This window comes from Syntrophomonas erecta subsp. sporosyntropha (assembly GCF_055395365.1).
The window spans coordinates 1,829,312-1,848,637 of sequence record NZ_AP042459.1; the positions used below are offsets into that span (position 1 = coordinate 1,829,312).

A 19,326-nucleotide genomic window follows, 5' to 3' on the forward strand; every position below is an offset into this window, starting at 1 on the left:
AGAACAAAGATTTTAATGATTTGGGGTGAGGAAAATAAAACTAATAAAAAGTGAAAAAAAGTTATGCCTCATCTGTCTGGAAGAACACGAAGTGCAAACAGTTATGCTTACGGATACAGAGGAATATAAAGGAGGGGAAGTATCCTTCAAGGCAATTTATGAATACTGCAGTTTGGCGGATGAATATCTTGAAACTGAAGATATGATTAGGGAGAATAGTCAAGCAATGAAAGATGCATATAGAAAAGCTAACTAACAAAATGCAAACAAAACAACCACTGGTTATCTGGCCCAGTGGCGGAAGCCTTTGCTCATCCTAAACCATCGGTAAAGGATCATAGTTCTTTTTTGCTGTTTTTACTATAACACATATTGAAAAGAAGTTTAGCAGTTAGGTTTATGATTTTTTTAAGCAAGGGAATCATTTCAGCCCAATCTTAAAGCCGAAGGAGGACTTGGGGTAGCTATATCGTCTTTTAATAAAAATATCACTTTGAATACCACCAAAGAAGACTGTGGAGTCATTCATGAGAATTATTTCCACTCCCAAGGAGAGTATTAAAATAAATAGAAGCCTGGTATCGTCTGAAAAGGAGAGGCGAGGTGAGCAAAAATTAAAACAAATGTTATCTCGCTAAAATATTCATGCTTTAATCAGCGATAAAATAAGAACCTTATATAATAGGAAGGAAGTCGGTCCATCACGTTGTGGTGGGCCTTTTTTTATTGCCACATAAAAGTGTATATTTGGGGTTTTTATTACCAAGGCGTCATGGAGAGGCGGCCAAGGTGATAGAGAACTCGCAAAGAGATATTAATATCGCCTTTATGAATGAGCTGTCTATTATTTTCAATAAACTTGGTATTGATACCAAGGCTGTTCTGGAAGCTGCCGGAACCAAGTGGAATTTTTTAAATTTCTTTCCCGGGTTAGTTGGCGGACATTGTATTGGAGTTGACCCTTATTATCTTACCTATAAAGCGGAGCAGATAGGATACCATTCGCAGATTATACTATCCGGCAGACGCATCAATGATGATATGGGCAAATATGTGGTGGAAAACACCGTGAAAAAGATGATTCAAGCCAATAAACCAATCAAGGGAGCCAATGTAGCTATCCTGGGTATAACATTTAAAGAAGATTGTCCCGATAGCAGGAATACCAGGGTGATCGATATTATTAAAGAATTAAAAGAGTATGGCGTTAATGTACAGGTAATAGATCCTGTGGCTGATGCACAAGAGGTTGAGGAAGAATATGGGATTCATTTAAATAGGTTAGAAGACCTAAGAGGGGTGGATGCAGTCATTTTTGCCGTAGCCCACGATGATTTTATTAACTTGAGCTTGGAGGAAATCAAAGACTGGTATCGGGCATGTCCTAATCATCTTTTTAGCGCAATAAATGATGAAGTTGCTGCGACAATTGAAAATGGTTGTGGGAATATAAAAAATGTTCTCATTGATGTAAAAGGTATCTTTGATAGAAAAGAAGCAGAAGAATTAGACTATTTGTACTGGAGGCTTTAGGGTGGGTTACGAACATAATGTGGGCTATAAGCAAAATGCAGGCTATAAAGATTTAGAGTTTGACCGGGGAAGTATCTTCCTGGTTACAGGGGGAGCAGGTTTTATTGGATCTAATATCTGTGAAGCTCTCCTGGATATGGGTTATCAAGTAAGATGTATGGACAACTTCTCCACCGGGAAGAGAGAAAACATTGAAGGGTTTTTACATAATATAAACTTTACCCTAATTGAAGATGATATTCGTAACTTAGAAGCATGCCTGGTTTCTTGTGAAGGGGTAGATTATGTCCTGCATCAAGCGGCCTGGGGGTCTGTTCCTCGAAGCATAGAAATGCCCTTATTATATGAAGAAATAAATATTAGGGGTACCCTTAATATGATGGAGGCATCCAGACAGCTGGGAGTCAAGAAATTTGTTTATGCATCCAGCTCATCGGTATATGGAGACCATCCGGTACTTCCTAAAAAAGAAGGTCAGGAAGGGGAGTTGCTTTCTCCCTATGCTTTGACAAAGCGTGTTGATGAAGAGTATGGGAAATTGTATACCAAGTTGTATGGTCTGGACACTTATGGATTAAGGTATTTTAACGTGTTTGGCAGAAGGCAGGATCCGGATGGGGCCTATGCTGCTGTCATACCAAAGTTTATCAAACAGTTACTCAATGATGATCAGCCAACCATTAATGGGGATGGGAAACAGAGCCGAGATTTTACATATATTGAGAACGTGATTGAAGCTAATCTCAAGGCATGCTTGGCACCGTCCGAAGCCGGAGGCCAGTCGCTTAATATCGCTTACGGGGGCAGAGAATACTTAATTGACATCTACCATGAACTGTGTAAAGCACTGGGTAAAGATATCGAGCCGATATTTGGGCCGGATCGGCCCGGGGATATTAAACACAGTAATGCCGATATCAGTAAGGCCAGAGAACTTCTAGGGTATAATCCGGAATGGAGCTTCGAGCGGGGAATTGAGGCAGCGATTGAGTGGTATAAGGGGAATTTGTAGGTGCGTGCGTTGTCATGCAAAGTTGCTTTATTATGATTTAAAACTAACAAAACGAATCAGTAAGCTAAAGGTTTATAAGGTAATGCCCATAAAATGGTTATAGACTTTGATGATGGCGTAAAGGCCAAATACGGGAAGTCCGAGGAATGAAGCACCAAAAACAATTGCTTGATTGGAAAGATGGATTGACAAGGATGTAGGGAGGGTTGCCTGTGCAAGAGTATGTTGAATTTATAAAAGCTTCTCTTCAGCAGGACTTTGTTCAGGAAAGCATTCTTGTTGTTATGGGTGTTGTTTTTGGGGGTCTTATTACCGTTATCATCAATAACGGCGCAATGAAAAAACAAAGCAAATTCGAAATGCAGAGAAAGATTATTGAAGGGCTTCTTCAAAGAGCTGAAAATTTGCAAAAAGGACTAGACCAGCTGGAGATAGGTATATCGTTCAAATTGCTTAGTAATGATGAATACAATGCGGCGGCGAATGAGGTTGGTCGATTATGCCTATCACTCAATGAAGCGTTGCGAGAAAAAAGGAAATTCGTTTTACGGTATATAAAGGCTGTTACGGTCGAAGAATCAGAAAAACTTGCTGCTCAGCTACATAAGGCATTATACGAATTCGGTGAGTCTGGGTTTACAGATATGAAAGTTAAACAAACACCAGACACGGAAATGATTAATGCCTTACGGAAATTATTAGTTGATTCCACGGCACTTTCAACGGCACTGACCGAATCCTTGGAAAAATTATTATCGCCAGGCATTGTCGCAAAGCTGGCAAGGTTAATCCGTCCTGTTCGCCTATTTATTGGCGAATGTTATGCAATATGGAAGGTTGGTTTAAAAGAAAAAAAGAAACAGCAGGGAAGGCATAGATGGTAGGATAATAATAATGGAGTATTGCAATGGCTGAATATTTATTTCAAGGCACTCTCGATAATACAGTTCATGACATATCATATGAGCAAATCAAACAACTATATAAGGATAACCGGCGTGAGGAAGCAGAAGGAAGGCGCATTACGCAATCATCTTATCGGGGTGAGAACTACTATACGGATAAGAACTTACAAGACGAATTTGACAAGGAATATTTGTATAGGGATCCATTAACTGCTGGGATGCGTGTTCAGTATCCCCATGGTGTGATAATACAGCAATCTCAAAGGCGTAATTTCTATAGGGGAGAAAATCAACAATATGAGTCATCAGTGCCATCGTTATTAAGAACGCTCAATAACCCAGAGAATGGGTATTCTACACGAAAAGAAAAAGAGTTATACCGCATAGTTGCTGATATGCGTATCGCAGAGTTTGCGATGCTATTAAAAAAGTTCGAGCATGTTAATACCTGGAATGTATGCGACACCTTATATGATGTTTTGGCGCAGCATTACGGACTAGAAACCGGATGGCTTGATATAACAAGTAATTTCAATGTTGCGTTATTCTTCGCAACTTGTACCTTTGATAACGGAAAATGGAGACCCCTAAACAAATCTGATACTGAAAAGGATGAGATGACAAAATATGGGATGATATTTCATATGCCCAGTAATCGTATGCCGATGAGATGGTCAATGAATACCGAAAAATTCAGTGATTGCGGAGATGTTAAAGGTGAAAATGAAAAAGGTGAAAGACAGTACGAATTGTTGAACCATCCGAAATATTATGAAAAGCATGATAATCTTATATACCCCATAGGGTTTCAGCCATTTATGCGTTGCTCCATGCAGGATGGGTATGGCATCTATATGAGAAGAGCACAACCGCTTCAAGATGATATAGGGTTTCAGAAACTTAGATTTAGACACAGTGAAGAACTTTCAAAAAGAATATTTAAGGAAATGGATGGAGGAAAAGCAATTTATCCTCATGAAGGATTAACTCAAGCTCAGTTTATTATTGATGAAATAAAAAAATCTACGGTATTTTCAAAAGTTGCATTTTATTATGCTCTAAAAAAAAAGTCAATATTATCGTATATCTGATGAAGATCAGTGCTTAAAAGACCTCGGCAGTTTTAAAGTTAAATTAGGAAAAGCTGATAAGTCAATTGAAATAATAGATAGAAATCCATGGAAAATCAGCAGCGGAAGGCGAAAAAAGATAGACGCCATTTATCAAGACTTTTCCCCAGAGAGAGTCTATGGAATTCACATATTAGAGCGTAAGATAATCCCTGGAGGAGCCGGGATGTTTGAACCTTGGATGCAATTAGAATATGAAGATTCTCCGGGTGCTGTAGATTATGAACCAAGAAAAATGATAGGCTGTTTAAATCTTTGGACGCGGGATTATATGAATATCCTGGCTTCCATTAAATATGCAAAACTCCCCGATTTCATGTGAGAGAAAAATGCTGAGCAGGAAAAGGAGTATCGTTCATGCTTAAAAACAAGAACTGGCAGTTTTGCGAAATGGTAGCACTAAACCGTCAGAGCGATGGAAGAATAAACTTTCCGTATCGTTATTTAAAATATGCCACAGAAGCCGAAGTAGAAGAATATAAGAGTCTTGAAATTGAATCGAAGCCATTGGTTGAGGTCTGTGAGCTGTTCACCCCGGTCGAGCTAAATTTCAAATGGTTAACGGATATAACCGATAATAAGTCAATAGACGATTATAAGGGTATATCATATGGTGAATTGGAAGACAGAGTTGCAGTTCAAGCAGCTAACTATATATTTGCCTTTCAAGTATTGATTGAGCACTGGAAATCTTTTGTCGGACACTACCTACGTAGTGAAAAAATTCAGGGAAATAAGGTTAAAGATTATTACAATTATCTAAAAGGGTCTATGAGCACACGATCCCTTATTAAAGCGCTCCGGAACTATCTAACACATCATGCAAGAATCCCTCTACGCTGTGGTAATGGAACGGATATTGATACTGGAAAAATCGATTTCGTAATATGGGTTAGTAAGAACGAATTGTTGAGCAACTCACATTTCCATGCAGATGATAGAGCAGCAATCGAGGCTATGTCAGATTTCTTTAACCTGATTCCAATTCTAAAAACGAGCAGGCAAGAAATAGAAAGATTTCAGCTACTAATGCATGAGGTAGCGTTGCTTTCCAAGAAAGCACTTACTTTGCGGGATAAAGCTCGGGATATGCAAAAACGATTTGGGCTTGAGGGACATGATTTCTTTCTACTCAAATCATCGGAGATTTTCCCCGACAAATCAAAAACCCATGAATTCTACCGACCAACTTTTAATTTGGAATATGTTCAACTCCGTTGGGGCTTGGTACTGCTTATTGATGCATTTGATACAAGGTCGAAAATGGCGGCCGAACAAGAAAAATAAAATACCGCTGGGAAGTTTATCAGCACCCTGGGAATTGGTGCCGCCGGAGCTTGAGGTTTACCGCGAAAGGGGACATCGTAGACTAGCTGCCAGGATTTATGATAGTAAGTGTAGCAACTGCATGTGGGGTTGTAGGATGCCGGTGGAAATTATGGTAGATAATTGGAACCCGAGGGGCAGGAGGAAATACCGGTTTGAGACATTCTGTTATGGTCCTTTGAGTTGTAAATTATATAAGGCCGGCTCTAATCGAAAGTCCAAGGCCGGAACGGGATGGTTTATGTGGAGGAAGATTGGGTGGATGAGGAGATGACGGGGCATAGGGGGATGGATGAGTAAATGTTGTTAAGATTAAAGTCGATTAATTATAAATATGTTGGCGACAATCTCTGGAGTGGTTATGTTGATTATTGAAATAAGGCTGGTGTTTAAAAACTTATGTTATATTCTTCTATAAATCATTCCATTTTTAGGGTTGACAGGGAATATATTTTTTAGTATAATGTTCGCATAGAAGCATACACGCAGTTGTGAGAGGGGGTAATAAAATGATTCAAGTTGATTTTAGAACGAAGAAAAATGGCGTTCCGATTCTCTCGAAAGATGAGATTGAATATATTGCTGAGGCTGTATTGCAGGACTATAATCCAAAACTTCTTGATAATCCTGGTGTGCTAGATGTGGAACACTTTTCAGAATGTTATGCCTCACTGGAGATGGATTATCAAGATCTAACTCATGACCGATCCATACTAGGCATGACGGTTTTCAATAATTGCTATATCCCCGTTTATGACCCTGAAAATGACAGGGCAAAGAAAATACCTGTGGATGAAGGTACGATTCTTATTGATAATAGCCTTTTGGAAGATGATCAGCTAAGACGAGGGCGGTTCACACTTGGTCATGAAGCCTCTCATTGGCTTTTGCACCGGCAAATCTATGTGGTAAATAAGAACCAGATTTCGCTTTTCGATGACTTGGAAGAGGAAAAGCAACCAGTTATTAAATGTCGCACTACGGATATCGAGTGTGTTGGTAAAAAACGATTAGTGACTGATGATGACTGGATGGAATGGCAAGCGGACTATATGGCCTCAGCTTTGCTAATGCCTAAAAAAGCATTTAGCAAACTAGTCGAAGGAGAATTAAAATCTGCTGGGATCGATGATGGATATTACCAGATAGGTACCGATTTTGAAAAGGATTTGTGGGCAGATGTATTGGGCTATGAGCTGGCTGATACCTTTGAAGTGTCGGTGACTGCAGCAAAAATAAGGCTGAGAAATTTGAGATTGATCATAGACCATCAGGAGAGACAATATTCCTTGAATTTGAAATGTTGAAGAGTTAAGAATGCTGGGATAAGGTAACTGTAGCATTAGAAGGAGGTGAAGATTATGATTGCAAATAAGTTTGGAGCATTTGTGGCCGCAAAAAGAAAAGATAAGGAGATCAGCTTAAGAAAGATGGCAGAGCTGCTAGATTTTTCTCCAGCTTACTGGAGTGACATCGAAAAAGGGAGGAGAAATCCACCTAACTTAAGCAAGATAAAAGAAATAGCTAAACTGCTGGGACTATCCCAGGAAGAAAAAGAAATAATGATTGACCTTGCCTCAGAGGATAGGGATGAAATTCCTATGGATTTACCCGATTATATTAAAGATAGTGATCTGGCCAGAATAGCCCTTCGAAAAGCCCGTAAAAAGGATGAAATTGAAGGGACAAGTGAAACTACTGATAAAGCGTGGAAAGAGTTTATAAAAGCTTTAGACGAAGAAGAGTAAAAAGGACAAGGGAGGGGTGCGTATGAATGAGATATTTAAAAGCATGATTGAGGAACACTTTTATCAAAACATATTCGAATCCCTGCAAAATGAGGTAACGGATAACTATGACCAATATGATCTGGCCTTGAGAGCAAATGTCGTTAATGAAGTTTTGGAAGCTAGCCTCGACAACATTGAGCTTTTAAGAATCCTTGATATCAAACAAGATGCAGAAGAAATCAGCTTCGACATACTGGTTGCAAATTAGCTTTCAATAGACCCATCAGTGTACTGTGTTAGAACCACTGTGGTCTTAAAATAGAACCATTATGGTCATAGCGAAAACCACACCTGTATAGTAAGGATATGCACTGTTTATCAGTGTAAATCTTATACGGGAGGTCGATATTATGACCCAGTATCGTGAAATCCTTAGGCTTAGTAGCCAGGGTATGAGCAAAAGAGGCATAGCCACTAGCTGTCATTGTTCACGTAATACCATTACTGCCGTCCTGGAACGGGCAGAACAACGTGGTATTTCGTGGCCGCTACCTTCAGACCGAACAGATGGCGAGTTACATCAGCTTCTATTTCCTGAAAAATGTGTTTCTTCTAGCCGGAAGATGCCGGATTGTGAGCGTATTCATAAGGAAATGGCTAAGAGTGGCGTAACACTTACCCTTCTATGGAATGAATATTGTGAGGAGTGCCATTTAAGCGGTGAGATCCCACTTATGTACAGTCAGTTTTGCAGATATTATCGACGCTACGCAAGTACAACAAAAGCTACCATGCGTATCCAACGTAAACCCGGTGAAATTATGGAGGTGGATTGGGCAGGAAAAACTGCATCCATCATTAACAATATTACCAGCGAAATTATTCCGGCTTATGTATTTGTTGCAGCACTTCCGTGCAGCCAGTTTGCATATGTGGAGGCATTTTTATCAATGGATATGGAGAGCTGGATTACAGCCCATATCCATGCTTATCAGTACTTTGGTGGCGTTACTAGAATCCTTGTACCCGACAACCTTAAGACAGGAGTTGATCGAGTTTCAGGACCTACGCCTACTATTAACCGAACCTATAACGAGATGGCAGAACACTATGGTACTGCTGTTATCCCAACCCGGGTGAAACACCCGAAAGATAAAAGTGTCGTAGAGGGGACAGTTGGGATCATCACCACCTGGATCATTGCTTCCCTAAGGAACCAGCAGTTTTTTTCATTAAGGGAATTGAATGAGGCCATCTTTATCAAACTAGACGAGTTTAATGAAAAACCATTTCAAAAGAAACCGGGAAGCAGGAAGAGTGCGTTCCTTGAAGAAGAGAAGGCTTTGCTTTTACCCCTACCCGCTTCCCCATACGAGTTAGCTACCTGGAAAAAAGCTATTGTACAGTATGATTATCTCATACATGTTGATAAAAACAAGTATTCGGTTCCATATGAATACATCAAACATGAGGTGGATATTCGTGTAACAAGTAAAGTCATTGAGGTTTTTTATCATAACCACCGTATAGCATCTCATGTCCGTATTTATGGGGAAGGAAACGATCCCGTAATATTACCGGAACATATGCCAGACAACCATAAACAGTATCTATCATGGAACGGCGAGCGCTTCATGGACTGGGCTAGAACTGTTGGTCCTAACACAGAGGCTGCCATGCAAGCTATCTTATCTTCACATAAAGTAGAACAGCAAGGATATCGTTCCTGTATGTCACTAATGAAACTGGCGGACAAATATTCTGTAAACAGAGTAGAATCCGCCTGTAGGAAGGCATTATCCTATACGCCTTGTCCGAATTTAAAGAGCATCCAGACTATCTTGAAAACCGGATAAGACAAACTGACAGAAGGAACAAACCCAATAGCTACTTCAAAGAAAAATACAGCAGAAAACTTCGGCTTTACCCGTGGTGCTGACTATTTTGGAGGTAAGAAGCATGATTAACCAAAGCACGATAACAAAACTCAATGAAATGCGACTGACGGCAATGGCAGATTCCTATAGAGACCAGCTATCTGATTCCAAATATCAGGAACTATCCTTTGAGGAACGCTTAGGGCTAATGGTAGACATTGAATGGTCAAGAAGAAAAACAAATAAGCTTGCCCGTTTAATCAAACAAGCGCAATTCCGTTTTCCCGAGGCATGTATGGAAGATATTGAATACCACCCGGACAGGAAATTGGACAAAACCCAGCTCTTACGCCTGGCTACCTGTAACTACATACAGGAAAAGCATAACATTATCATTATGGGTGCTGCTGGAAACGGAAAAACCTATATGGGGTGTGCTTTCGGTATAGCCGCCTGTAGAAATTATTATACTGTTAAATATGTTCGTCTTCCAGATTTGCTCAATGAATTAGCTGTTGCACGAGGTGAAGGGGTTTATCAAAAAGTCATGAAGCAGTACAAAAAAGTAAGCCTCCTGATTCTGGATGAATGGTTATTAAGGCCTTTACGAGAACCACAAGCCATGGATGTTCTGGAAATTGTGGAAGCCAGACATCAAACTGGATCGACTATTTTTTGCTCGCAGTTTGATCCCAGGGGATGGCACGAGAAAATAGGTGAAGATACTTTAGCCGATGCCATTTTGGATCGTATAGTTCATGATTCCTATACTATTCTTATTGATGGTGAAATATCAATGAGGGAACGTCATGGTCTAAAAGAATAAAACAATACTTGGAGCTGCCGTCTTTTGACGGCGGCTCTGAGAAAGACCAGAGTGGTTCTCTAAGATGAACAAGGTGGTTCTGATTTAGTACACTACTGGTTCTACCTCAAAATATTACTCACTGGTTAGCTGTGACATTGAAATAGGAGATTACGCCTATCGAGAAACCATATTAGAATCAGTATGCCAGTGGTTTAAGTTAAGCTGCAGTGCGATACTTAAAAACGCTGAGCTGAAAAATTTTACAGTCGATGGAATTGAAGCCTATAACAAGTGAGGGGGGGGAATGCTAATGCATTTAAACAAAGACCTGGTGCCGATTATTAGAAAAAAGGATATGGATAAAGAAGCATCACAGTTTTTACAGAAGTATTGTCCTGAAGCTCTGGAAGAACCCTTGCCGGTTCCGGTTGAAGATATCGCAGAACTGAAAATGGACCTGGAAATTGACTATGTGAATATCGACCAAGACTTAGATACTTTAGGCATGATGATATTCTCTGACGGGCCAGTAGAACTTTATGACCAAGATACAGATCAGTATATAAGAAGAGCTTACAAGAGAGGAACGCTACTTGTTGAAAGTAATCTTTCGGAAACAAACAGGGGTAGAGAACGGTTTACCATCACCCATGAAATGGTTCACTGGGACAAACACCAACTCAGATTTATGGCTCTTTCTTATAAGGATAAAACTTTAGCAAAGGCCTGTCGCTGCCCGATTGCAAAAGTCTATAGACCAAAAACGGCGGAAGACTGGTTAGAATGGCAAGCTGACAACTTAGCCGCAGCAATCCTGATGCCTGCAGAAATGTTTAAACAGAAGGCTGAAGAGCTTAAATCAGGCTATAAAGTAGGAGAAAAAATTAATGGATTCATGTGGAAAGGGTTTAATCCAGGGCTTATCAAAGAATTTATCGTTGATGATTTGGCCTCGACGTTTCAGGTATCAAAGCAGGCGGTAGAAATAAGATTAAACACTTTAGATATTCAGTTAGTATAGTTACAGCAGGAGTTTTCTCGTGCTGTTATTTTAGACACCACTGTTCGCAAAGATGCGTGTATGCCAATACAACCCTACAAAAAAACAATTTTTTTAACCATAGTGTTCGCAGGCACGCTGACAAGACGGACAGTAGGGGAGGTGATGACTATAGCAATAAAAATCAAATGTCCAGTATGTTCTAATAAGAGATTAATGGACCTGGTATCGGGCAAGGACGGAGAACTTCTGATTAAGTGCCCCAAGTGCAAAAACATTATTGACATAGTTTTTACCAACAATCGAATAAAGGCCAAGGCATTATAAGCAAAGTGTAATCCATACCGAGCAACGGAGTCGAGTGAACTACCAAATAGCCGGATGACCACAGCATGGCGGTGCCTGACACCAACTTATCAACTTAATGAATATTCGTACAATTTAACGTTGCTTACATATGGATAGGGTTAGAGATATCTAACGTTGCATGTTTAAAAACTATCCCCGGGATTGGTGCTAGTATGCATCCAGCTCATCGGTATATGGAGATCCGGTACTTACTAAAAAAGAGGGGCAAGAAAGTCCCCCAAATTGGAAAAACAGGCTCTACTAAATTTTGCCTACGGGTAATGTTATATAAGGAGATAGAGTTTTATGGATAAAATAATACCTACATTTGAAGTTTCACTCCTAGAACCGGCATTTAGTTCTTCGATTGAATTAGCTGAAATAGGTATTGATTCATTGATAGATGATGGCATCCTCAAGAACATCCCAATAGTGAGTTTATTGGTCGGGATTGGAAAAACGGCACAAAACATTCACGATCGTAACTTGTTAAAACAAACGTTGAACTTCATCAAAGCATTTAATGACAGATACATAAGTGAAGAAAAACTACGTAAATATAGGAATGCTCTTAATAAAAACCCTAAGAAAGCTGAAGAAGAGTTGGGACGTGTATTAATTATTCTAAATAGTAATGTAGAAATTAAGAAGTCACAATTACTGGCGAAAGTGTTTAGGGCATATATAGAAGAAGTAATTAACTGGGAAAAATTCTGTGAGCTATCTGATGTTATTACACGGCTTTTTATTACGGATATACATTTATTATATAAGGTTTTTAGTAAAGAAATAACTGATACGACCCAATGTTTGGGTTATCAAGCTGATCGATTAATTTCTGTAGGACTTCTTCATTCAGCTACTAAATCGCTGAGCATTGGTAGTAGCCAAAACTCACACACCGTTCGTTATATTTCAACAAATGAATTTGGAAATTTGCTCTGCTCTATTACAAAGTAAATAAGGATTGAACCGCAGGATAAAATTGAAGGTAATATGTCATCAACTCTCCGGGAATTGGTACCGCCGGAATTGGAGGTTTACCGAGAAAGAGGACATCGGAGACTGGCTGCCAGGACTTATGATGTTAAATGCAGCACCCAAGATGAATTAATTATTTATCCAATCTATGGGCAACTAGAGAATAATCTAGGAGGCAACAAAACAAAATGAAAGCAACAGAAGCAAAATTATTGGAATTTATAAAGAAATCGCCACAGTTTGTTATTCCAATATATCAATGGGCATATTCATGGACTGATAGAGAGTGTCGTCAGTTTTGGGATGACATTATTAGGACTGGAGAAAACGATGAAATAAAAGCACACTTTGTTGGTTCTATTGTATATATAGAAAAAGGGATATACCAGGTAACAAGTCAATCGCCCTTACTTGTTATTGATGGGCAACAACGGTTGACTACCTTATCTCTCTTACTTGCAGCATTAGCAAATCGATTGGATGATTTGCCTCAAGGGAAGCAGGAAATAATTGAAGGTTTTTCTCCTAGAAAGCTCAGAAACTATTATTTATCAAATCCAGAAGAAGATGGGGAGAGGCATTATAAATTAATCTTATCAAAGACGGACAAGGAGTCTTTGATTGCAGTGATTGATAATAAAGAGATCCCTAAAGATGCTTCAATAAGAATTATTAAAAATTACAAGCTTTTTAATGAGTGGCTCGATAACTACGCAGGCGATTTAAAAGCAATATGTAAAGGAATAGCCAAACTGATAATAGTTGATATTGCACTTAGCCGAGATCAGGATAATCCACAATTGATATTTGAGAGCATGAACTCTACCGGTAAAGAATTAACTCAAGCCGATTTAATAAGAAATTACATATTAATGGGTCTGGAAATCAAAAAGCAAACCCAACTATATGATAATTACTGGCGACCAATGGAGAGGGACTTTGGTCAGGAAGCTTACACAGCTGATTTTGATAGTTTTATGAGACATTATCTTACTGTGAAAACCGGCAATATTCCTCGATTACATGAAGTATACGAGGCATTTAAAAACTTTACACAAGTTATGGCCTCCAAAGGAGTAGATATATCAGAGATTGTTGAAGATATAAGAAGGTTTTCAAAGTATTACTGCGCAATGGCTTTAAATCACGAAAATGATAAGGAATTAAGGGAAGTTTTCAATGATGTTAGGGAATTGAAAGTTGAGGTAGTTTATCCGTTGCTTTTAGAGCTTTATGATGACTACGAGCAAGGCCTTCTTCATAAAGATGATTTTATAAAAATTGTTCGCTTTATCGAAGCATACGTCTTTAGAAGAGCAATTTGTTCTATTCCTACGAATTCTCTTAACAAAACCTTTGCTACTTTTATGAAGTCTGTAGATAAAAACAACTATCTTGAAAGTGTTATGGCCCAATTCATGTTACTACCTTCATATCGGAGATTTCCAAATGACGGAGAATTTATTAAGGAGTTCCGAACAAGAGATTTGTATAATATTCCGCGCCGCAGTTACTGGCTTAGAAAACTGGAAAACTATAATCGTAAAGAAAGAGTGGAAATTGATCAATATACGATAGAGCACATTATGCCACAAAACCCAAACCTCTCCGAAGAATGGAAACGGGAACTAGGGACGGATTGGGAAAGAATACAAGAATCTTGGTTACATACGAGTTGAAACACATCGCTGACCGAACTTTTGGACATGTGACGGCTTTTCGCAATATTGTTCTGCGAAAGCCCCGCTGCACGAAGTTCTAAGATTTGTTTCACCTGAATTTTCTTGGCCATTAGCATGGCCTCCTTCCTGTAATGATTGAGGAGTTGTCCTCAAAATCATTGTACAGCCGGGTGGTATCCATGCGTGAATTGATGGTATCTATATGCGAATTGCTGCGATTAAGGCAGTGGTACCATTGCCTTAATCGCCGGTATCATGTTGCGTATTGGTGGTACGCTAAGCGCGAAATAATCACTCAAAATAATTCTACAGCTAGCGATGCTCACGTGCGAATCGCTTCCAAAAAACAAAGTGATGCTATCGTGCGTACAGGTGTAAGCGTCAAACAGGCTAGTACCTACTAAACGTCAATATCATCAGAAGACATCATCGGCAACACTTTTTACTTTTTTGTACTGTCTTCGGATCAGCTGTTTAAATTGTGCATCCGATAAACCATCGCCCGCATCCACGCCATATTCCGAAAGCATATCATAAAAATATTCGGCATAGTCCCTATCTTCCCGCACCATTTTCTTGTAACGAGCTAAGATCTCGGTCTGAAAGTCTAGTTCGAATATATACCGGGGAGTTTTACCTGACAGATATTCATTTACCAGTTCCATCATATAATCAATATTCTTTCCCATATCAGTCTTCCTCCCACGCGAACTTTTTCAGATTTGTATCACCCGGCTGCGGGGTAAATACCTTTTCTGGTATAGCTGCACTACCGGGCAGGAAGTCTTTAACTGAGGCTGTGTAACCTGCTTTTCCCAAATTAGGGGCATTTGTAAAAATCCATGTTAAATATTCAAATGGATTTAGGCCATTTTCTCTTGCGCTCACAATCAGGCTGTAATAAATGGCACTGGCCCTGGCGCCGTTTGGCGTGTTAGCAAAAAGCCAGTTCTTGCGGCCGATTACAAATGGTTTAATACTGCGTTCCGCACGGTTATTTGAAATTTCAAGACGCCCATCAGACAGATACCTCTCAAGATATTTCCTCTGGGACTTTGCATAATGCACCGCTTTACCAAGAAGAGTATTAGGCAAGGCAGCAAGGCCCTCAAGCCAATTGTAAAATTCATCAAACAAAGGCCTTGATAGGCGTTTGCGATCCTTAAGGCGGTTATCTGGGGTAAGCGGAGCAAACTGTTTTTCAAAATGGAACAGTTTGTCTAAGTATGCAATTCCCTTTGCCGCATTGGATTCCGGTCGTTTCTCCTCGGGCAGGGTTTTAAAGGCATCGAAAAACTTCCGACGCAGATGTGCCAGGCAAGCAGTTTTTCTGCTGAAATTTCTTGTGTTTCCATAAATAGATTATACCAGAAAAACTGCTTAAAAGCTAGATTTAAAGCGGTTTTGGGCGCTTTTGTGAGATAAATGTTTTAGGAGATTTGCCACTCGAGAACTTCTTCCCGTTTAAGCTTTTTCTCTAGTTTCGCACCTTCTATTAAGTATGATAATTCCTTGGCATCAAGTACCATAGTGACGGCATCTCCTCTTGCCGGCCAGCGAAAATGCCCACGCTCCAGGCGCTTGAAATACAGCCAGAATCCATCGCCGTCCCATTCCAGGATTTTTATCCTATCCCGATTCCGGTTGCAAAAGACAAATAGCGCCTCTGAAAACGGATCAAGGGAAAAGCTGTCTTTAACCGGTGCCATGAGCCCGTTGATAGATTTCCTCATATCTGTATGTCCGCAGCATATGTATACGGGTTTTTCGCTCCATCTCATTACAGTACCTTTAATATGCGGCAGACTTTTTTTAATAGTTCCGGATCAGTACTTTCATCCACGGTGACACGACAACCGCCGACTTCAATATCCAACGTTGATTTTATTTCTTGACCTTGGGCAAGTTGCATCCATCCTTCTGGAACATAGTTAACGGGCTCTTCTGGATTTGTAAGCTCTGCACATGCAGCCTTTCGTAACTTCCTCTGCCAGTAAAAGTATGCGTTACTGCTTATTCCTTTCTCCCGACAGAAGTCCTTAATGCTTTGCCCGCTGAACTGCCTTTCCTGTATCACATGCATCCATTGCGATAGCCGGTAATCCGATGTAACTTTTTGTATATTCATACAATCACTCCGTTTTTGGTTGAAAAACTTTGCTAACTTTTTCAAGTTTTTAAACCCTTTCAACTTTTTCAACCTTATTTCATTGTGATTGTACTACCTTTTGTGATGCTATTCTATGTGATGGTATCTTTGACGCTTACGTACAGGTGATGCTCAAACGCGTATCGATGTTGTTCTGACAGCGTAATAATCATTATATAGAATAACCATAACGATGGAGAAAAGACTATGCCTTTATGTATTCCCCAAAATACGAGGAAGAACAGGATAAGGTTAAGAGAATGGAGAAAATCTTCACGGTTCTTATCATATGCTGTGTCTCCTTATGTTAGTGTCTTGCCAAAGGGTCTCTTTTATTACTTGCCAGCCTTTTATTTCAATTCTTTGATTCTTTTGCTTGCGGCCTGCATAGGTTAAAATAAAAGTAATCCACCGCATCTATATATCTAAAAATAAAGACATTGGATAATACAAAGGAGGGAGAAAGAATGAGCCAAATGATTTGTACAACATCAATTTTAAATTTCGAATTTACAAACGCTAAATTCCTTTCGTTATGCAATGGATAATCAAGAGCAAAAACATCAGCGACGTCCTCGATATAAAGGCACTCACCCTAGAGCTTTTAACGAAAAATATAAGGAACTGCAACCGGAAAAATATGCCGATACTGTTGCAAAAGTGATTCAAAAGGGTAGTACTCCCGCTGGTATGCATCGTTCAGTTTGCGTTAAAGAAATATTGGAATTCTTACAAATTACTCCTGGACAAACTGGATTAGATGCAACCCTAGGTTATGGTGGACATACTTTAGAGATGCTTAAATGTTTAAATTCACAGGGACACTTGTATACAATGGATGTAGATCCTATTGAATTAGCGAACACCCAGGAGCGTTTAGAGAGCTTAGGTTATGGATCTGAAATTTTAACGATCAAGCATATGAATTTTTGTGATATAGATAAAATTGTTTTAGAATCGGGGCCATTGAATTTTGTGTTGGCAGATTTGGGTGTCTCTTCAATGCAAATAGACAATCCTGAAAGAGGATTTTCATTTAGGAGTGAAGGACCATTAGACTTACGGCTGAATCCTAAAAGAGGTTTATCTGCCGCAGCTCGTTTGAAAACGATTTTCCAAGATGAATTAGAAGGTATGTTGATAGAAAACTCGGACGAGCCTAACGCCGCAGTAATCGCTCGCGCCATTATTGCAGCAAATAGAAAAGGAATAGACATATCAACAACAACGATGCTCCGACAAATTATCACTGATGCGCTGAACTTTATTCCGAAAAATGAAAGAAAAGATGAGATTAAAAAATCCTGTCAACGATGCTTTCAAGCATTGCGAATTGATGTCAATAATGAATTTGAAGTGTTATATGAATTTTTACAAAAACTTCCTGTTGCCCTTGCTGAAGGTGGGCGCGTTGCTATCCTCTCATTTCATTCAGGTGAAGATCGTCTCGTCAAAAAATCTTTTCAACGTTTTTTCCGTGAAGGCGTCTATCGTGAAATTGCTCCCGGTCCTATTCAACCATCATTGGAAGAACGTAATAGCAATAGTCGTGCTCGTTCTGCCAAATTGCGTTGGGCAATAAAAGCAAAAACCCCCGGTGCCTGACACCAAGTTATCAAATTATTGAAAACCCCCGGTGCCTGACACCAAGTTATCAAATTGTTGAATATTATGACAATTTAGACGATGATTGTAATAGATGGCTTCAAGGTATCTGTCCCCGCGATTTATTGAAAGGTTGATGATGTACTATGAATATACTAGTCACCGGCGGTACCGGATATATAGGCTCACATACCTGTGTAGCTTTGCTGGAGGCAGGCCATAGTGTTATTGTTACTAGATAACCTTTGCAACAGTAAAGCTGAGACTATAGAGCGAGTTGAACAGATTACCAATAAAAAAATTACTTTCTATCAGATCGATGTTACCGATGCAAAAGCGGTGGACACCATTTTTGCAAATCACAATATAGATGGGATTATCCATTTTGCAGGACTAAAGGCGGTTGGCGAATCAGTTGAAAAACCACTGGCCTATTATTATAACAACACTGTTAGTACCATGATTCTTTGCCGAGCCTGTCAGAAATATGGAGTAAAGCGATTTGTGTTTAGTTCATCGGCAACGGTTTATGGTGAAAATGAGGTTCCGTTTATAGAGACCATGCCACTTCTACCAACCACCAACCCTTATGGCGAAACCAAAGCCATGAGTGAGCGAATTCTTACCGATTTTGCTAAAGCAAATCCTGATTGGTCGGTGGCTTTCTTGCGTTACTTTAATCCAGTAGGAGCCCATGAGAGTGGCTTGATCGGTGAAGCCCCAACAGGCATTCCTAACAATCTTATGCCCTATATCACCCAAGTGACAAAAGGCAAACTGGAGAAACTAAGGGTTTTCGGTAATGACTATCCCACGGTGGATGGGACAGGTGTCAGAGATTATATTCATGTAGTGGATTTGGCTGAAGGACATGTCGCTGCCCTGTACAAGCTGACAGCAGGTGTACACATATACAATCTGGGTACCGGAAAGGGTACGAGTGTACTACAGTTATTGAAGGCTTTTGAGGAAGCAAACGGTCTCAAAGTACCTTATGATATTATGGACCGCAGACCGGGAGATATTGCTGAGTGTTATGCTAATGCAAGTAAAGCCGAAAGAGAACTGGGCTGAACATGGTGGTGCCTGACACCAACTTATCAACTTATTGAATATTCGTACAATTCAACGCTGCTTACATATGAATAGGGTTTGAGATATCTAACATTGCATGTTTAAAAACTATCCTCGTGATTGGTGTGTCTGTGGCAAAATAAAAATAGAGCGAATGGCAAGTTAA

At 39.7% G+C, this 19,326-nt stretch carries 20 protein-coding genes and 2 pseudogenes; 18 read left to right on the plus strand and 4 right to left on the minus strand.

Annotation, left to right across the window (positions count from 1 at the left end; genetic code table 11):
* Positions 1–25 precede the first annotated feature (25 nt).
* The 16 genes and pseudogenes from ACZ5Q0_RS08920 to ACZ5Q0_RS08995 all read left to right on the plus strand — a co-directional run bounded on the left by ACZ5Q0_RS08920 (position 26) and on the right by ACZ5Q0_RS08995 (position 14,329).
* Positions 26–256, plus strand: a complete 231-nt coding sequence (locus ACZ5Q0_RS08920; RefSeq protein ID WP_464827107.1) for a hypothetical protein — start codon at positions 26–28, stop codon at positions 254–256.
* Positions 257–747: 491 nt separating this feature from the next.
* A complete protein-coding gene (locus ACZ5Q0_RS08925; protein WP_464827108.1) occupies positions 748–1,533 on the plus strand; it encodes a nucleotide sugar dehydrogenase in 786 nt (261 codons plus the stop codon).
* A gap of 1 nt (position 1,534) precedes the next feature.
* Entirely contained in the window at positions 1,535–2,545 is a 1,011-nt protein-coding gene (locus ACZ5Q0_RS08930; RefSeq protein WP_446818386.1) for an SDR family oxidoreductase, read from the plus strand.
* A 212-nt stretch (positions 2,546–2,757) separates the two neighbouring features.
* Positions 2,758–3,429 (plus strand): hypothetical protein, encoded by a 672-nt coding sequence (locus ACZ5Q0_RS08935; RefSeq protein WP_446818385.1) that lies wholly within the window; start codon positions 2,758–2,760, stop codon positions 3,427–3,429.
* A 23-nt stretch (positions 3,430–3,452) separates the two neighbouring features.
* A complete protein-coding gene (locus tag ACZ5Q0_RS08940; RefSeq protein ID WP_446818384.1) occupies positions 3,453–4,541 on the plus strand; it encodes an FRG domain-containing protein in 1,089 nt (362 codons plus the stop codon).
* Positions 4,542–4,746: 205 nt separating this feature from the next.
* On the plus strand, positions 4,747–4,902 hold the full coding sequence (locus tag ACZ5Q0_RS08945) for a hypothetical protein (protein ID WP_446818383.1): 156 nt from the start codon (positions 4,747–4,749) through the stop codon (positions 4,900–4,902).
* A 35-nt stretch (positions 4,903–4,937) separates the two neighbouring features.
* The gene (locus tag ACZ5Q0_RS08950) at positions 4,938–5,867 is read left to right on the plus strand and encodes a hypothetical protein (protein WP_446818381.1); all 930 of its coding nucleotides are present in this window, start codon (positions 4,938–4,940) and stop codon (positions 5,865–5,867) included.
* Positions 5,868–6,397: 530 nt separating this feature from the next.
* Positions 6,398–7,213 carry an ImmA/IrrE family metallo-endopeptidase gene (locus tag ACZ5Q0_RS08955; protein ID WP_464827109.1) on the plus strand — a complete coding sequence of 272 codons (816 nt, stop codon included), beginning with the start codon at positions 6,398–6,400 and terminating at the stop codon, positions 7,211–7,213.
* Positions 7,214–7,267: 54 nt separating this feature from the next.
* Positions 7,268–7,654, plus strand: coding sequence for a helix-turn-helix domain-containing protein (locus ACZ5Q0_RS08960; protein WP_446818378.1), 387 nt, complete (start codon positions 7,268–7,270; stop codon positions 7,652–7,654).
* Between the two features lie 22 nt (positions 7,655–7,676).
* The gene (locus tag ACZ5Q0_RS08965; RefSeq protein WP_446818377.1) at positions 7,677–7,904 is read left to right on the plus strand and encodes a hypothetical protein; all 228 of its coding nucleotides are present in this window, start codon (positions 7,677–7,679) and stop codon (positions 7,902–7,904) included.
* Between the two features lie 142 nt (positions 7,905–8,046).
* Positions 8,047–9,603: pseudogene (gene istA / locus ACZ5Q0_RS08970) on the plus strand (IS21 family transposase).
* On the plus strand, positions 9,596–10,339 hold the full coding sequence (istB, locus tag ACZ5Q0_RS08975) for an IS21-like element helper ATPase IstB (RefSeq protein ID WP_446818376.1): 744 nt from the start codon (positions 9,596–9,598) through the stop codon (positions 10,337–10,339). Before istA ends, istB begins: the two are co-directional and overlap by 8 nt.
* 292 nt (positions 10,340–10,631) lie before the next feature.
* Complete coding sequence (locus ACZ5Q0_RS08980; RefSeq protein ID WP_446818374.1) at positions 10,632–11,342, plus strand: ImmA/IrrE family metallo-endopeptidase; 711 nt, start codon at positions 10,632–10,634, stop codon at positions 11,340–11,342.
* 144 nt (positions 11,343–11,486) lie between these two features.
* Positions 11,487–11,648 (plus strand): hypothetical protein, encoded by a 162-nt coding sequence (locus tag ACZ5Q0_RS08985; protein ID WP_446818372.1) that lies wholly within the window; start codon positions 11,487–11,489, stop codon positions 11,646–11,648.
* A gap of 327 nt (positions 11,649–11,975) precedes the next feature.
* On the plus strand, positions 11,976–12,629 hold the full coding sequence (locus tag ACZ5Q0_RS08990; protein ID WP_446818370.1) for a hypothetical protein: 654 nt from the start codon (positions 11,976–11,978) through the stop codon (positions 12,627–12,629).
* A 209-nt stretch (positions 12,630–12,838) separates the two neighbouring features.
* Complete coding sequence (locus ACZ5Q0_RS08995) at positions 12,839–14,329, plus strand: DUF262 domain-containing protein (protein WP_446818368.1); 1,491 nt, start codon at positions 12,839–12,841, stop codon at positions 14,327–14,329.
* A 419-nt stretch (positions 14,330–14,748) separates the two neighbouring features.
* On the opposite strand, the gene ACZ5Q0_RS09000 is transcribed toward ACZ5Q0_RS08995, so the two are convergent.
* The 4 genes from ACZ5Q0_RS09000 to tnpA form a co-directional block, all read right to left on the minus strand.
* Positions 14,749–15,021, minus strand: coding sequence for a hypothetical protein (locus tag ACZ5Q0_RS09000; RefSeq protein WP_446818366.1), 273 nt, complete (start codon positions 15,019–15,021; stop codon positions 14,749–14,751).
* A gap of 1 nt (position 15,022) precedes the next feature.
* Positions 15,023–15,691 carry an IS66 family transposase gene (locus tag ACZ5Q0_RS09005; RefSeq protein WP_446820783.1) on the minus strand — a complete coding sequence of 223 codons (669 nt, stop codon included), beginning with the start codon at positions 15,689–15,691 and terminating at the stop codon, positions 15,023–15,025.
* A gap of 71 nt (positions 15,692–15,762) precedes the next feature.
* Positions 15,763–16,065, minus strand: a complete 303-nt coding sequence (gene tnpB / locus ACZ5Q0_RS09010) for an IS66 family insertion sequence element accessory protein TnpB (RefSeq protein ID WP_464827110.1) — start codon at positions 16,063–16,065, stop codon at positions 15,763–15,765.
* 47 nt (positions 16,066–16,112) lie between these two features.
* Positions 16,113–16,415, minus strand: a complete 303-nt coding sequence (tnpA, locus tag ACZ5Q0_RS09015) for an IS66 family insertion sequence element accessory protein TnpA (RefSeq protein ID WP_464827111.1) — start codon at positions 16,413–16,415, stop codon at positions 16,113–16,115.
* Positions 16,416–17,021: 606 nt separating this feature from the next.
* Here tnpA and rsmH point away from each other — a divergent pair.
* Positions 17,022–18,086 carry a 16S rRNA (cytosine(1402)-N(4))-methyltransferase RsmH gene (gene rsmH / locus ACZ5Q0_RS09020; protein ID WP_446818361.1) on the plus strand — a complete coding sequence of 355 codons (1,065 nt, stop codon included), beginning with the start codon at positions 17,022–17,024 and terminating at the stop codon, positions 18,084–18,086.
* 146 nt (positions 18,087–18,232) lie between these two features.
* A pseudogene (galE, locus tag ACZ5Q0_RS09025) lies at positions 18,233–19,157 on the plus strand (UDP-glucose 4-epimerase GalE); the annotation flags it as partial.
* Positions 19,158–19,326 lie beyond the last annotated feature (169 nt).